Consider the following 15,746-nt stretch of genomic DNA (forward strand, 5'->3'; position numbering starts at 1 on the left):
ATATTCTGGAAGGGACGCTGAGTCTTCGATGTTGGAACCGCGCGCTCGTCTCGCACTGCTTTCTCCCGCTCGCCTGGCAGATGTCCGCCGGCGCACAGGTGACTACCCGGACAGGACCATCGCTGAAGCCTGCGCCATCGGTCTGTCGTACTGGGCGACGGGGCAGAGCCCCGACGGGATCGACCTCACCCCCGGCACGCTCTTCGCCGACGTCCTCGGATGGGTCGACAACGGTGGGACGGCGCCCGGCGGCTGGGACGTGAGCCCGGACGGCGGGAGCATCACCGTCCCGGAAGACGTCATGCCGGCCGAAGCGCAGCTCGCGCTGGACGACCTGGCCGACTTCCCCGACCGGCCCCTCGGCACCATCGGCCCGTCCAGTGTTGCCGCCCGGCTGCGGACCCTGGCCGAGTGGAACGACAACGAGGCCGACCGGGTCCGCCCGACCGTCGTCGAGATGTTCCGGGAGCAGGCGCGGACCAGACCGGACGCCGTCGCCATCGTGGACGAGCACCGTTCGCTGACCTACCGTCAGGCGGCCGAGCTCTCCAGCCAGCTGGCCCACCACCTCATCGCCCGCGGACTGGGCCACGAACAGGTCGTCGGTATCTCCCTGGCCCGCTCCGCGGACATGGTGATCGGACTGCTCGCCGCACTCCAGGCCGGATGCGCGTTCGTCCCGCTCGACCCGCAGTGGCCCGCCGCGCGCCGGGCCGTCGTCATCGAGGACGCCCGGGTCGTCCTCCAGCTCAACGCCTCGGGCGAGCACGACCCGGCCGAACCGGAGGCCGTGGCCGTCGACCTCGGCGACTGGGCCTACGCCTCCTACTCCGCCGAGGGCACCGGAGTCACCGTCCTCGGCGACGCCCTGGCCTATGTCATCTTCACGTCCGGTTCGACCGGGCGGCCCAAGGGCGCGATGATCCGCCACGAGGCGATCAGCGAGCGCCTGCTGTGGCAGGTGAACGAGATCCTGGGCTTCGGCCACGACGACGCCTCGCTCTTCAAAGCCCCGCTGTCCTTCGACATATCCATCAACGAGATCTTTCTGCCCCTGGTCTCCGGCGGCAGGCTGGTGGTCCTGCGCACCGGCGGCGAACGCGACCCGCACCATCTGCTGAGCGTCATCGCCGAACAGCGCGTCACCTTCACCTACCTGGTGTCGTCCATGCTGGACGTGCTGCTGGAGATGGCCGGCGACAGCGGCCGCCTGGACAGCCTGCGGCACGTGTGGTGCGGCGGCGAGGTGCTCACCCCCGAGCTGTACGAGCGGTTCCGCACCAAGCTCGGCGACGTCCCCATGTACCACGGCTACGGCCCCGCCGAGACGACCATCGGCGTCTCGCACGTCATCTACCGGGGCGCCGCGGAACGCCTGTCGACGTCCATCGGCAAGGCCAACCCCAACACCCAGCTGTACGTCCTGGACGAGGAGCTGCGCCCGGTCCCCGTCGGGGTCGGCGGCGAACTGTACGTGGGCGGCTTCCTCCTGGGCCGCGGCTACGTCAACGCCCCGGGCCTGACCGCCTCCCGGTTCGTGGCCAACCCCTTCGCCTCCGACGGCTCCCGGCTGTACCGCACCGGTGACCTGGCGCGGTTCGCCCCGGACGGATCGCTGGACTTCCTCGGCCGCGCCGACAACCAGATCAAGATCCGTGGCATGCGGCTGGAGATAGAGGACGTCGAGGCCGGCCTCGCCGAACACCCCCGGGTCCGGCACACCTGCGTCGTCGCGAAGAAGAACTCGGCCGGCGGCACCTACCTCGTCGGCTACGTCATCCCGGCCGCCGGCGGTGAGGGCCTCCGGGCGGACGAGGTCAAGGCGTGGGCGACCGAGCACATGGTCGAGTACATGGTGCCGACCCACCTCGTCGTGATGGAGGAGTTCCCGCTCACCGCCAACGGCAAGCTCGACCGCAACGCCCTGCCCGAGCCCACGATCGACACGGGCTCCCTCGTCCGCCCCACCACCGACGACGAGCGCGCGGTGTGTGCCGCGGTCGCGCAGGTCCTGCGGCTCGACGAGGTCGGTGTCGACCAGGACTTCTTCCAGCTCGGCGGCGACAGCATCCTGGCGATCTCCCTGCTGAGCGCCCTGCGCGACGAGGGCCTGCACGTCACGGCACGGCAGATCTTCACCCACAGCACCGTGGGCGCACTGGCGGCGGTCGCGAGCCGCGAGGACGTCTCCACCGTCGACCACGCCGACGTCGCGACCGGCACCGTCGTGGGATCGCCCATCGTGCAGTGGCTCGGCGAGACCACCGACGCCGTCGACGGCTTCGTCCAGTCCGTCGTGCTCAACACCCCGGCGGACCTCACAGCCGAAGCCCTCGACGAAACCCTCTCGGCCCTCGTCCGGCACCACGACATGCTGCGCGCCAAGCTGGTGCGCGGCGACGACTGGAGCTTCCACATCCCGGAGGCGGACGGGGCGTCCGTGACCTGGCAGGAGAGCGATCTGCCGGTCGAGGAGTGCGTCGCGCTCGCCACCGAGGGACTTGACCCCGACGGCGGCGCCATGCTGCGCGCCGTCTGGCGCCGTGAGGCACGGCAACTGGTCCTGGTCGCCCACCACGTGGTCGTCGACGGTGTGTCCTGGCGCGTCCTGATGGAGGACCTGGCCACCGCCTGGCGGCAGTTCACCTCCGGCACGCCGATCGAACTGCCCCCGGTGGGCACGTCGTTCCGGCGCTGGACCCAGCTGCTGGAACGTGCCGCGTTCGACGCGGACAGCTCCTACTACCGACGCCCCCTGCCGGGCGAGGACCAGCCGATCGGCAGGCGCGCCCTGTCCGAGGCCGACACCGTCGCGCACGAACGGCTGCGGACCGTCTCCGTCGGCCCCGAGATCACGGCCGCACTGCTGGGCGAGATCCCGGCGAAGTTCCACGCGGGCGTCAACGACGTCCTGCTGACCGCGCTCTCCGTCGCCCTCGCCCGCCGGCGCCGCGACCTCGGCCAGGACCAGACGTTCGCCCACATCGAACTCGAAGGCCACGGCCGAGAAGGACAGTTCGTCGCGGGCTCCGCCGGCTTCGAACCGGAACTGTCCCGGACCGTCGGCTGGTTCACCACCCTCTTCCCGGTGACCGTCGACCCCGGCACGGCGCCCGACCTCACCACCCCCGCGTATCTGGCGGCCGCCCTCAAGGCGGTCAAGGAAGACCTCGCCCGGGTCCCCGACAACGGCGTCTCCTACGGCGCCCTGCGCTACCTCACCGGCAGCGAGTTCGACGCCCCCGCACCCCAGGTCCTCTTCAACTACCTGGGCCGCTTCGCCGCCGGCGCCCCCGGCGACTGGCAGCTCGCGGGCACCACCGGCCAGCTGGGCGAGAAGCGCGACCCGCAGATGCGCCTGCCCCGCGCCCTGGAGTTCAACGCGATCGCCGAACCCGCCGCCTCCACCGGCGACTACGAGCTGGTCACCACCATCTCCTGGCCCGACGGCATCTTCACCGACGAGGACATCACCGCCATCGGCGACTACTTCCGGGTCGCCCTGGCCGGACTGGCCGCACTCGACGAGGGCGGCCACACGCCCAGCGACTTCCCCCTGGTGCCGCTCACCCAGACCGACGTCGACGCCCTCGACGGCCCGGAGCTGCGGGACATCCTGCCGCTGACCCCGCTCCAGGAGGGCCTGTACTTCCACTCCGTCTTCGACGACGACTCCGCGGGCGCCTACGTCGAGCAGCAACTCCTCGCCCTGGACGGCGAGGTGGACGCCGACCGGCTGGCGACGGCGGCCACCCGCCTGCTCACGCTCTTCCCGAACCTGGCCGCCCGGTTCACGGCCCTCGCCGACGGCCGTGTGGTCTCCGTGCTGGAAGGCGGCGTCGAGGCGCCCTTCACCACACTCGACCGCCCCGGCATCACCGACGAGGAGATACGCGACCTCGCCGAGCGGGACCGCCGCGCCGGATTCGACCTGGCCACCGGCCCGCTGATGCGGTACACGCTCGTCCGCGCGGGATCCGGCCGGAACGTCCTGGTCCAGACGGTGCACCACATCATCGCCGACGGCTGGTCGGTGCCGCCGATGCTCCGCGCTCTGCTGGCCGAGTACCACGCCCCGGGGACCGTCTACCCGATCGGCGGCTTCGCCGACTACGTGCACTGGCTCGCCGGACGCGACGACGACGAGAGCGACCGCGTCTGGCACGCCGAACTCACCGGCCTGACCGGCCCCTCACTGGTCGCCGAGGACCACACCCCCTCCGACCGCTTCGCCGACACCGCCGTGGAACCGGAGGGCGACCTCGACTCCGCCGTCCGCGAGGCCGGCGTGCCGCTGAGCGTGGCCGTGCACAGCGCCTGGGCCGTGACACTCGGCGGCATCCTGCACGGCAGCGACGTGGTGTTCGGTTCCACCGTCTCCGGCCGTGACGCCGAGGTGCCCGGCATCGGGGACATGGTGGGCCTCTTCATCAACACCATCCCCGTACGCGCCCGTTGGGCCGACGGCACCACCTCCGGCGACCTGCTTGCCTCGGTCCGGGAGCACCAGAGCGCGGTCCTGCCGCACCAGCACGTCTCCCTGGCGAGGATCGGCCGCCAGGCCGGCGCCGGCTCCCTGTTCGACACCCTCGTGGTGTTCGACGTGGCGACCGATGTCGCCGCCCTGCGACGACCCGAGGACACCCTGGTCGTCTCCGACCTCGTCAACGAGGGCGCCCCGCACTACCCGTTGACGCTGGTGGTCGAGCGAGCGCTCGACGGACGGCCGCGCTTCAACCTGATCTACGACGCCGAACTGCTGCGGGAGACGACCGCCCGGGCGATCCTGCACACGTTCACTCACACCCTCAACGGCCTGCTCACCCGCCCGGACGCCCTGGTCGCAGACCTGGCACCCGACAGCGAGCGCCGTCCCGCACCGATCACCCCGACGACGCTGGGCGACCTCTTCGACACCGCCGCGCGCCGCGACCCCGCCGCCACCGCCGTCACCCAGTGCGGCCTCGACGGCGGCACCCGCTCCCTGACCTACGGCGAACTGGCCGACACCAAGAACCAGTTGGCCTCCGCCCTGCGCGCGGCCGGGGTCGGGCCGGGCAAGCGGGTCGCAGTCGCCGTCCCGCGCTCCCTGGAGCAGGTCGTGGCCCTGGTCGCGATCGTCAGTGCGGGCGGCGCGTACGTCCCGCTCGATCTGGCGTACCCGGACGACCGGCTGGAGTACATCCTCGCCGACGCGGCCCCCCAGGTCGTCCTGGTGGACCGCGAGCAGCGCGACCGCTTCACACAGCTGCTGGCCAGGGCGGACGTACCGGCCCGGGTGCTCGTCCAGGGCGACGAACCGCCGGTGGGCGACGGACTGCCGGTGGGCGACGGACTGCCGGTGGGCGACGAACCGCCGGTGGGCGACCTCGCCGCCGAGCCCGAGGTGAGCTGGCACAACCCCGCATACGTGATCTACACCTCCGGATCGACCGGCAGGCCCAAGGGCGTCGCCGTCCCGCACTCCAGCGTGGTGACGCTGCTCGCCAACACCCAGCCCGACATGGACTTCGGCCCCCGGGACGTCTGGGTCCAGTTCCACTCCTTCTCCTTCGACTTCGCGGTCTGGGAGCTGTGGGGCGCGCTGGCGTACGGCGGTGAGCTGCTGGTGCCCGAGTACGGGCTGACGCGTTCCCCGGTCGACTTCCACCGGCTCGTCCGCGAGCGCGGAGTCACCGTGCTCAACCAGACCCCGTCGGCGTTCTACCAGTTCATCGAGGCCGACCGGCTCGCCGGCGAACCCCTCCCCGCGCTGCGCCGGATCATCTTCGGCGGAGAGGCCCTGGACCTCGGGCGGCTGCGCGGCTGGATCGATCGGTACGGCACGGGCGCACCCGAGCTGGTCAACATGTACGGCATCACCGAGACGACCGTCCACGTCACCCACCGGGTCCTCACCGACGAGGACTTCGGCCCCGGCGACGCCGTCAGCCCCATCGGCGGCCCGATCCCCGGCCTGACCACCTACCTCCTCGACGACCGGCTCCGCCCGGTGCCGCCCGGCAAGGTCGGTGCCATCTACGTCGCCGGCGACCAGGTGTCCCTCGGCTACCTCGGCAGGCCCGGCCTCACCGCCGGCCGCTTCGTGGCGAACCCGTTCGCGGACGACGGCTCCCGCATGTACCACACGGGCGATCTGGCCATCCGCACCCTCGACGGCGAACTGCAGTTCACCGGCCGCGCCGACGACCAGGTACAGCTGAAGGGCTTCCGCATCGAGCTGGGAGAGGTCGAGTCCGCCGTACGGGAACTCGACGGTGTGGTGGACGTGGCCGTCACGGTCGCGGACACCGGCGATCACCTGGTCGCGCATGTGGTGGGCAGCGTGCCCGCCGATCTCAGCGCCCTGCTGTCCGAGAAGCTGCCCGTGCACATGGTCCCGGGCCAGGTCCTCACGATCGATGCCCTGCCCCTGACGGTCAACGGCAAGCTGGACCGAAAGACCCTGACCGAACGCACCCTTGGGGGCGCGGGGAACTGCGCGACCAGCCCCGACGCACCCGCAGACAAGAACTCAGCAGTCACCACCTTCATCGAGATCTTCACCCAGACACTGCCCGGCTCGGACATAGCCGCCGACACCGACTTCTTCCACGCCGGAGGCGACAGCATCGTCGCCATCACGGTCGTGAACAGGGCCCGAACCCTGGGCCTACAGATCTCACCCCGTGACGTCTTCCTGCTCAGGACCCCCCGCGCACTGGCCGAAAACCTGGCGACGAGCACACCGCAGGCAGCCGCCCCCACCCCCGCCCGCCGCGAAGACGGCCCCCTCACCCCGACCCCGATCATCCTGCGCCAGCGCGAACTCGGCGGCTCACTCACCCGATTCGCCCAGGCCAGAACCCTCCAGGCCCCAGAAGGCACCACCTTCACGGACGCCCAGCGCGCCGCGAACGCGGTACTCGCCGCCCACCCCACCCTGCGACTACGCCTCCGCACCGACCACGGCGTATGGGCCTTGCGCACCGAACCGGCCCACGAGCTCACGGTCGGACGACCCGACACCACCGACGCCACCGCCGTGGCGAACGACGCCGCCGCACAGCTCGACCCCGAGTCCGGCAACGTCATCGCCTTCGCGTGGCTGGAGGCGAGCCGGACCCTCGTGGTCACCGTGCACCACCTCGCCGTCGACGCGGTGTCCTGGCTGATCCTCCTGGAGGACCTGACCACAGCCCTCCGCGGCGAGCTCCTGGCCCCGCCGACCACGTCGTACGCCGAGTACGCCGACACACTCACGCTCCACTCCACCCACGCACTCGACGACCTGGGCCACTGGATCACCACCCTCCAGGCGCCCGAACTCCTGCCCACGGTCGGCGGACTGCGCGAGACCACCGTCGTGCTCGCCCCCGATGTGAGCGACCGCCTCACCCGCACCGCACCCGCCGCACTCGGCGTCGGTCTCACCGAGCTGCTGTGCGGCGCGCTCCGCACCGCGCTGACCCGGATCCAGCCGTCGCCCACCGATCTCGCGATCGAACTGGAGCGGCACGGCCGGGTCCCGGTCCTCGAACAGCACGACTACACCCGTACGGTCGGCTGGTTCACCGCCATCGCACCCGTACGGCTCACCGCGCACACCGACCCGGTCGCCGCGGCCCGCGAGGTCGCCGAACGCCAGCCGGACGAGCGCGCCCACGTCGCCTACGGGCAGCTCCGGTATCTCGACCCGCAGACGGCCCCGCTGCTCACCGCCCGCCCGCAGGTGCTGTTCAACTACCTCGGCCGGGGCAGCGAGTCGCAGGCGCTGCACCTCACCGGCGGCGACCAGGGCAGCCCGTACGCCGTCGAGGTCAACGCCTGGACCGACGAGGCGACCGGCAGTCTGCTCGCCGAGTTCACCCTCGCCGAGGGCATACCCGACCAGATCACCGAGCACTGGCGCGGCGCGCTGGAGCACATCGCCGACGCCGCCACGACAGCCGAGCGCACCGCACCGGTCACCCCGCTCCAGCGCGGCCTGTTCTTCCAGGCCCAGCTGGCGGGCACGGCCGGACACTATGTCGCGCAGAGCTGGTTCACCTTCGACCGGCGCCTGGACACCGACGCGCTGGCCGAGGCGATGGCGTACGTGATCGCACGGCACCCGGTCGTGGGCGCCGGCTTCAGCACGGACGACGACGGAAACCCCGTCCAGGTCCTCAAGGCCGGCCGGCGGGTCGACGTCCGTACGGTCGCCCTGTCGACGGACGCGGAGGTCGACGCCCTGCGCGCCCGGGACCGCGACACCGGGTTCGACCCGGGGGAGCCGCCGCTGATCAGGCTGACCGTGGTGCGGCTGCCCGACGACCGCGACGGCCTGCTGCTCAGCTACCACCTGCTGCTGTGGGACGGCTGGTCCCGCGAGATCGTCCTGCGGGACCTGTTCGACGCCTACCGTGCCGTCCTCGCGGGCGAGCCGCTCGACGCGACGCCGGCCACGCCGAGCTTCGAGGAGTACGCCCGGGCGCTCGACGCCAAGGACCCCGCCGTATCGGAACGCTTCTGGGCGGAGCACCTGGCGGCCCTTCCCGGCCCCACGCTGCTCGCCGGACCGGCGCCGGCCCTCTCGGACGACCTGCCGCGCGCACTCGTGCACACGCTGTCCGCCGAGCAGTCGGAGACGCTGCGGGAAGCGGCCCGGGTGCACGGTGTCACACTGAACTCGGTGCTCACCGGTGCGTTCGGCCTGCTGCTCGGCGCACACACCGGCCGCAGCGACGCCGTGTTCGGCGTGACCGTCTCCGGCCGCGACGGCGAGGGCCTGGACGACATCGTCGGCGTGCTGCTCAACACCGTGCCCACGTGGACACGGGCCCGGCCGGAGCAGCCGGTCCGCGAGTACCTGTCGGCCGTACAGACGGCACGGGTCGAGGCGATGGAGCACGAGCACCTGGGGCTCGGCGAGATCCAGCGGGCCAGCGGGCACGACACCCTGTTCGACAACCTGTTCGTGCTGCAGAACTTCCTGGACATGGACGCGTTCGCCGAGATGAACGCCCGGCACGGCATCACCTCGGTGAAGGCCGACGACTCCACGCACTACCCGTTCACCTGGGTCGTCACCCCCGGCGACCGGCTCACGGTCAAGCTCGAGTACCGCGATGGCGACACCACGGGCGCCCGTCGTCTCCTCGACGACTATCTGGGCGTGCTCCAGGACCTGGCCCGCTCGACCGGGCCGGTGGGCGCGCTGCGGGGGCTGGGACCCGAGCCCGCTCCGGGCGAGCGTACGGACGTCGGTACGGACACCGTCGTCGACCGGTTCGACCAGGCCGCGGACCGCGACCCGCAGCGGGTGGCACTCGTCGCCCACGGTGCGACGATGACGTTCGCCGAGCTCCGGGACCGCAGCCGCGAGATCGCGGGAGTGCTCGCGGCGCGCGGTATCGGACCCGAGACGACCGTGGGTCTCGCCATCCCGCGTTCCCTCGACTGGATCGCGGCGCTGTTCGCCGTGCTGCGGGTCGGCGCCGCGTACGTGCCACTGGAGCTGGACCACCCGGACGAGCGGATCGCCGCGATCGTCGACGACGCCCGCCCGGACGTGATCCTCACCGTGAGCGCCGTCTCGCCCCGGCTGACCGGCGACCTCATCGAACTGGACCGGCCCCTTCCCGAGGCCGAGCCGTACGTGACGTTCGCGCCGGACGACCCGGACCGGCTGCGGCACCCCGCGTACACGATCTACACCTCCGGGTCGACCGGAAAGCCCAAGGGCGTGGTGACCGAGTACGCCGGGCTCACCAACATGCTGATCAACCATCAGCGCCGGATCTTCGAGCCGGTGCTGGCGGAGCACGGCCACCGGATCTTCCGGATCGCGCACACCGTGTCGTTCGCCTTCGACATGTCGTGGGAGGAGCTGCTGTGGCTCGCCGACGGCCATGAGGTGCACATCTGCGACGAGGAGCTGCGCCGCGACGCGCCCGCGCTGGTGGAGTACTGCCTGGAGCACGGGATCGACGTCATCAACGTGACCCCGACCTACGCGCAGCAGCTGGTGGCCGAGGGCCTGCTGGACAACCCGGAACGCCGGCCCGCGCTGGTGCTGCTGGGCGGCGAGGCCGTCACCCCGACGCTGTGGCAGCGCCTCGCAGAGACCGAGGGCACGGTCGGCTACAACCTGTACGGACCCACCGAGTACACCATCAACACCCTGGGCGTCGGCACCTTCGAGTGCGAGGACCCGGTGGTGGGCGTCGCCATCGACAACACGGACGTGTACGTCCTGGACCCGTGGCTGCGGCCGCTGCCCGACGGGGTGCCCGGTGAGCTGTACGTGTCGGGCATCGGCATCGCGCGCGGCTATCTCGGGCAGCCCGCCCAGAGCGCGCACCGCTTCGTCGCCTGCCCGTTCGGCGCCCCCGGGGAGCGTATGTACCGCACCGGGGACCTGGTGGTCCGCCGGCCCGACGGCAATCTGATGTACCTGGGCCGCACCGACCAGCAGGTCAAGATCCGGGGCCACCGCGTCGAACTCGGCGAGGTCGAGGCCGTGTTCGCCGCGCACCCGGCGGTCCGGTTCGCCGCCGCCGTCGCCCAGCCCGACCCGCAGGTCGACGGCGCCTACCGGCTGGCCGCCTACCTCGTGCTGGACGGCGCCGAGCTGGCCGCTGTCGCCGCCGACGTGGGCGCCGGACTGCCGGACTTCCTGCGGCCGACGCACTACGCCCAGGTCGACAGCATCCCGCTGACGGTGAACGGGAAGGCTGACACCAAGGCGCTGCCCGAGGCCAAGCCGCTCGGCGCGCTGACCACGGTGGGGGAGCGGGGCCCGGAAACCGAGACCGAGACCGTGGTGTGCGAGTACTTCGCCGAAGCACTGGACCTGGACGACGACGAGGTGAGCGCGGTGAGCGACTTCGTGTCCCTCGGGGGACACTCCATGCTGGCGGTACGCCTGATCGGGCTGCTCCGCCGCGAGTTCGGCCCTGTGATCACCATCCGAGACCTGTTCACCCTGCGAACCCCCGAAGCGATTGCCCGCCACCTCGATGACAACTGACACGCAGCGGCCCCGCCCCGGGGCCGCCATCCTCCGCACCGCCCTGCGCCGCAACCTCGGCGCCATGGCCTGGGGCACCCTCCTCATGGGCCTGTACCAGGCCGGTGAGACGGCCTTCCCCATCGCGCTCGGCATGATCGTCGAGCACACGATGCGGGACGGCCGCAGCCTCGGCGCGCTCGCCCTGTCGATCGCCGCGCTGGCCGTGATCATCACGACCGTGTCGCTGTCATGGCGGTTCGGGATGCGCATCCTGCAGAAGGCCAACACGACCGAGGCACACCGCTGGCGGGTGAAGGTCGCGGCCTGCGGCCTCCAGCCGGTGGCCAGGGACGTCGACCTCAAGTCCGGCGAGGTCCTGACCATCGCCACCGAGGACGCCGACCAGACCGCCGACATCATCGAGGTGGTGCCGCTGCTGATCAGCTCGCTGGTCGCGGTGCTGGTCGCGGCGGTCGCGCTGGGCCTCGCCGACATCCGGCTCGGCCTGCTGGTGATCGTGGGCACCGTCGCGATCCTGTCGATCCTGAGCGTGATGTCCCGGCGGATCGGCAGCAGCACTCAGGAACAGCAGGCCCGGGTGGCGCGGGCCGGCGCGAAGGTCGCCGACCTGATCACCGGCCTGCGCCCGCTGCACGGCTTCGGCGGCAACCACGCGGCGTTCGGCTCCTACCGGAAGGTCAGCACCGAGGCGAGGCACCAGTCGATCGTCGTCGCCAAGGTGAACGGCGTGTACGCGGGCACCGCGCTGGCCCTCAACGCGGTGCTGGCCGGGGCCGTGACCCTGATGGCGGGCTGGCTGGCCTTCGCCGGCCGGATCACCATCGGGGAACTCGTCATGGCCGTGGGCCTGGCGCAGTTCATCATGGAACCGCTCAAACTGTTCTCGGAGATGCCCAAGTACGTGATGATCGCGCGCGCCTCGGCCGAGCGGATGGCGCTGGTGCTGTCGGCTCCGCCGGTCACGACCCCGGGCTCCGGGCGACCGGCCCCGGGCGCGGACCTGGACATCGACTGCGTCCGCCACGGGTCCCTCAACAAGGTGCGTTTCCAGGTGGCCGCCGGCGAGTTCGTCGCCATCGCCGCCTACCAGCCGCGCGCCGCGGCCGACCTGGCGGCGGTCCTGGCCGTGAACGTCCCGCCCGACGCCTACGAGGGAGCCGTCCGGGTGGGCGGGCAGGAGCTGGCGGACCTGTCGGTCGAGGCGGTCCGCGAGCACATCCTGGTGAACCCTTACGACGGGGAGATCTTCGCGGGCACCCTGCGCACCAACATCGACCCCTCGGGCACCAGCGGTTCGGTCCCCGAGGCCGTCGAGGCGTCCCTGCTGACCGACGTCGTCGCCCTGCACCGCGACGGCCTCGACTACGGCGTCCGTGACCGGGGCGCGAACCTCTCCGGAGGCCAGCGCCAACGCCTCTCCCTGGCCCGGGCACTGGCGGCCGACACGGACGTACTGGTCCTGCACGACCCCACGACGGCGGTCGACGCGGTCACCGAACAACTGGTCGCCCGCAACGTGGCGAAGCTACGCCGAGGCCGCACGACCATCGTCATCACGAGCAGCCCCGCCTTCCTGGACGCAGCGGACCGGGTCCTGGTCCTGGACGACGGCGTCATCACGGCCGAGGACACCCACCGCAACCTCCTGGCCAACGACGAGGCGTACTGCCTGGCGGTGGCGCGGTAACGCGCCCCGTCAGGGGCGCGGGGAACTGCGCGATCAGCCCCCACCGGCCCGCGGACGACTACTACTCACCGAGGGCCCAGCCGACATCCCTGAGCAGGGGATGACGCCACCCGGCCCGGTCGTGGCCGGAGGCCGACCGTGAAACCCGCACGGTCGCCCCGGCCCGCTCGACCAGGCTCTCCACCAGGCCGCAGTGCGGCAGCATCCGCGCCTCATGCTCCCCGACATCGAACGCCACCCGCAGCCCCGACAGATCAACACCCGCCCGCAGCCGCTCGGCGATCACACCACCGACCGCACCCCCCAACGGATCAGCCGCCCGCAGGGCACCCGGCTGCCACCAGAACGACCCCGACTGACAAGCGACCCGCGACACCAGCTCGGGATACTCCAGCGCCGCGTACACCGCGCTCAGCCCACCGAGGCTCTGCCCGGCGACCACCAGCCGGTCGAGATCGGCACGCACCCCCGACTCCGCCACCAGCGGCAGCAGTTCGTCCCGCACCGCCTCCCACAGCTCGGCCCGGCACGTGAACTCCCCGGCCCGGTCCTTGGCCGGCAGGAAGACCAGCGTGACCGGCGGCAGCTCACCCGCGGCCACGGCCGAGTCGAACGCGGTCATGGCCGGATGCAGATACAGCCAGTCGTCCCCGTCGAGCAGCAGCACCACCGGCCCACCGCCCCCCACCGGATGGACCCGCACGGTCCGCCGCCCCCCGAGCCGTTCACTGGCCCAGCGAATCCGGGTAAGCGGCAGGGGCAGCACCTCGTCGGCACCGAGAACCGGCCAGTGCGGCTGCTCCGGCGCGTCCGGCGTCGCCGCGATGGACCGGTCACCGCCCGCACCGGCCGGGTTGAGCGGGTCGGAGTACGCCGCGTCGCCCACCAGGAACTGGTAGGTCACCCGCAGCCGCTCGGGCATGCGCACCTCGGCGTACCAGCAGTCCGAGTCGGCCCAGCGGCGCAGCGGGACCGGCTCCGACCAGCTTTCGAAGCCGACCCTCGCCTCCGACCCGCGCCACAGGAACAGGGTCACCCAGCCCCCGCCCTCGGCGGGTTTCGAGGCGGGCGCTCCCGCCGCGGCCCAGAACGCGTCGGTTCCGGGCATGCCGGGCAGTCCGAACCCGGCGAAGGCGTCGGCGTCCTCCATGTCGGCCGCGACCAGGCGCATGAACGTCTCCTTGTGAGAGGGAAGGGACAAAGGCTAAGCTCCAGTCAATTAGGCGAGCCTAACCTAATCTTGGCCCTCCAAGGAGGCATCGAGCATGAGCACCAACCCCTTCGACGACAACGAAGGCCGTTTCCTGGTCCTGGTGAACGACGAGGGCCAGCACTCACTGTGGCCGTCGTTCGCCGAGGTACCCGGGGGCTGGACGATCGCCTTCGACGAGAACACCCGGGAAGCGTGCCTGGAGTACGTCGAGACCCACTGGACGGACCTGCGCCCGAGGTCCCTCGCCGCGACGATGGACGCCTGACCTCACCGATGCTCTGCACCAGGCTGACCAACGCCCGTTTCCTCACCATGGACCCGGACCATCCGGTCGCCCATGACGTGGGCATCTGGCAGGGCCGGATCGCGGGCCTCGACGAGGCCGTGACCTCCCTGCCCGCCCGCGAGGTGATCGACCTCCAGGGCGCCACCGTGCTCCCCGGGTTCATCGACGCCCATGTGCACCTCGCCTGGACCGGGTTCAAACAGAACACCCCGAGCATCGCCGGCCGCACCCGCATCGACGACGTACTCGCTGTCGTCGCGGAAGCCGTCACCCGCACCCGCGCGCCCGGCGACTGGGTGAGCGTCGCCGGCTACGACCAGCGGGCCCTGGGCCGCCATCTGACCGCCGCCGACCTCGACAAGGTCAGCGACGGACGCAAGATCTTCCTGCTGCACGACTCCGGCCACGGCTGCGTCGTCAACACGGCAGTCCTGGACCTGCTGCCCGCCGACATCCCGCACGAGAGCGGCTTCCTCGCCGAGCAGGCCATGGGCGCCGCCCGCGCCCTGCGCCTGCCGCACTCCCAGGAGGACCTGGCCGAGGCGATCGGCCGGGCGGCCCGCACCTGCCTCGCCGAGGGCGTCACCGCCTGCGCCGAAGCGGGCATCGGCGGCACGCTCTTCGGCCACAGCCCCGTCGAACTCGGCGCCTACCAGCTCGCCCGGGACAAGGGGCTGCTGCCGCTGCGCGTGCAGCTCATGGTGTCCGGGGACCGGCTGCGCCCGGTCGCGGCACACGAGACGGACGGCATCCCACGCGCCCTCGACCTCGGCCTGCGCACCGGGTTCGGCGACGAGCGGCTCTCCGTGGGCGCGCTGAAGATCTACACCGACGGCGGCATGATGGCCCGTACGGCAGCGCTGAGCAGCCCGTACGAAGGGCTCGACCACACCGGGCAGTTGCAGGACGACCCGCGGGCGCTCACGGACCTCATCGTGGACGGCCACCTCGCCGGCTGGCAGCTCGCCGTGCACGCGATCGGCGACCGCGCGGCCGACGTGGCCCTGGACGCCCTCGACCGTGCCCAGCGCCTGAGGCCCCGGCCCGAGGCCCGCCACCGCATCGAACACGCCGGGCTGATCCGGCCCGACCAGCTCCCGCGCTTCGCCCGCCTCGGCCTCAGCGCGGTGATCCAGCCCAACTTCCTGCGCTACTTCGGCGACGACTACGCGTCGATCATGGGCCCGGAACGGGCACCGTGGATGTACCGGGGCCGGGCGTTCCTGGACCACGGCATTCCACTGGTGGGCAGCTCGGACCGTCCCGTCGCCGACGGATCGCCCCTGCGGGCCGTGCAGTTCATGGTCGAGCGCGCCTCGACCTCGGGGCAGCTCATCGGCCCGGACGAGGCCCTCACGGTCGACGAGGCCCTGCACGCGTACACCGTCGCCGGCGCCCACGCCTGCCACTGGGAGGACAGCCTGGGGAGTCTCACCCCCGGCAAACGCGCCGACCTGGTCGTGCTCGGCGACGGCCCCCGGAGCGTCGACACCTCCCGCATAGGAGACATCGAGGTGGTCGAGACGTACGTCGACGGCCGCCCGAGCCGTCCGCGCGCCTGATC

5 protein-coding genes are annotated in these 15,746 nt (G+C 71.8%); 4 read left to right on the top strand and 1 reads right to left on the bottom strand.

All coding sequences use genetic code 11. The features are described from left to right. Positions 1 to 28 precede the first annotated feature (28 nt). Both ACIBK5_RS07110 and ACIBK5_RS07115 read left to right on the top strand, forming a co-directional pair. Positions 29 to 10,993 carry an amino acid adenylation domain-containing protein gene (locus ACIBK5_RS07110; RefSeq protein ID WP_399017025.1) on the top strand — a complete coding sequence of 3,655 codons (10,965 nt, stop codon included), beginning with the start codon at positions 29 to 31 and terminating at the stop codon, positions 10,991 to 10,993. Continuing rightward, entirely contained in the window at positions 10,983 to 12,683 is a 1,701-nt protein-coding gene (locus tag ACIBK5_RS07115) for an ABC transporter ATP-binding protein (RefSeq protein ID WP_399017026.1), read from the top strand. Before ACIBK5_RS07110 ends, ACIBK5_RS07115 begins: the two co-directional genes overlap by 11 nt. A 61-nt stretch (positions 12,684 to 12,744) precedes the next feature. Here ACIBK5_RS07115 and ACIBK5_RS07120 read toward each other — a convergent pair whose 3' ends face one another. After that, complete coding sequence (locus ACIBK5_RS07120) at positions 12,745 to 13,854, bottom strand: alpha/beta hydrolase-fold protein (protein ID WP_399017028.1); 1,110 nt, start codon at positions 13,852 to 13,854, stop codon at positions 12,745 to 12,747. A gap of 94 nt (positions 13,855 to 13,948) precedes the next feature. On the opposite strand from ACIBK5_RS07120, the gene ACIBK5_RS07125 reads away from it, so the two are divergent. Then, complete coding sequence (locus ACIBK5_RS07125) at positions 13,949 to 14,161, top strand: MbtH family protein (RefSeq protein WP_399017030.1); 213 nt, start codon at positions 13,949 to 13,951, stop codon at positions 14,159 to 14,161. Positions 14,162 to 14,169: 8 nt separating this feature from the next. Then, positions 14,170 to 15,744 carry an amidohydrolase gene (locus ACIBK5_RS07130; protein WP_399017031.1) on the top strand — a complete coding sequence of 525 codons (1,575 nt, stop codon included), beginning with the start codon at positions 14,170 to 14,172 and terminating at the stop codon, positions 15,742 to 15,744. Positions 15,745 to 15,746: the final 2 nt, after the last annotated feature.

It is taken from the genome of Streptomyces sp. NPDC050546 (assembly GCF_044457425.1).
Lineage (GTDB): Bacteria > Actinomycetota > Actinomycetes > Streptomycetales > Streptomycetaceae > Streptomyces.

Coding starts and splice junctions, on each gene's coding strand:
- ACIBK5_RS07110 (WP_399017025.1), top strand. CDS start 29: ATGTTGGAACCGCGCGCTCGTCTCGCACTGCTTTCTCCCGCTCGCCTG.
- ACIBK5_RS07115 (WP_399017026.1), top strand. CDS start 10,983: ATGACAACTGACACGCAGCGGCCCCGCCCCGGGGCCGCCATCCTCCGC.
- ACIBK5_RS07120 (WP_399017028.1), bottom strand. CDS start 13,854: ATGCGCCTGGTCGCGGCCGACATGGAGGACGCCGACGCCTTCGCCGGG.
- ACIBK5_RS07125 (WP_399017030.1), top strand. CDS start 13,949: ATGAGCACCAACCCCTTCGACGACAACGAAGGCCGTTTCCTGGTCCTG.
- ACIBK5_RS07130 (WP_399017031.1), top strand. CDS start 14,170: ATGCTCTGCACCAGGCTGACCAACGCCCGTTTCCTCACCATGGACCCG.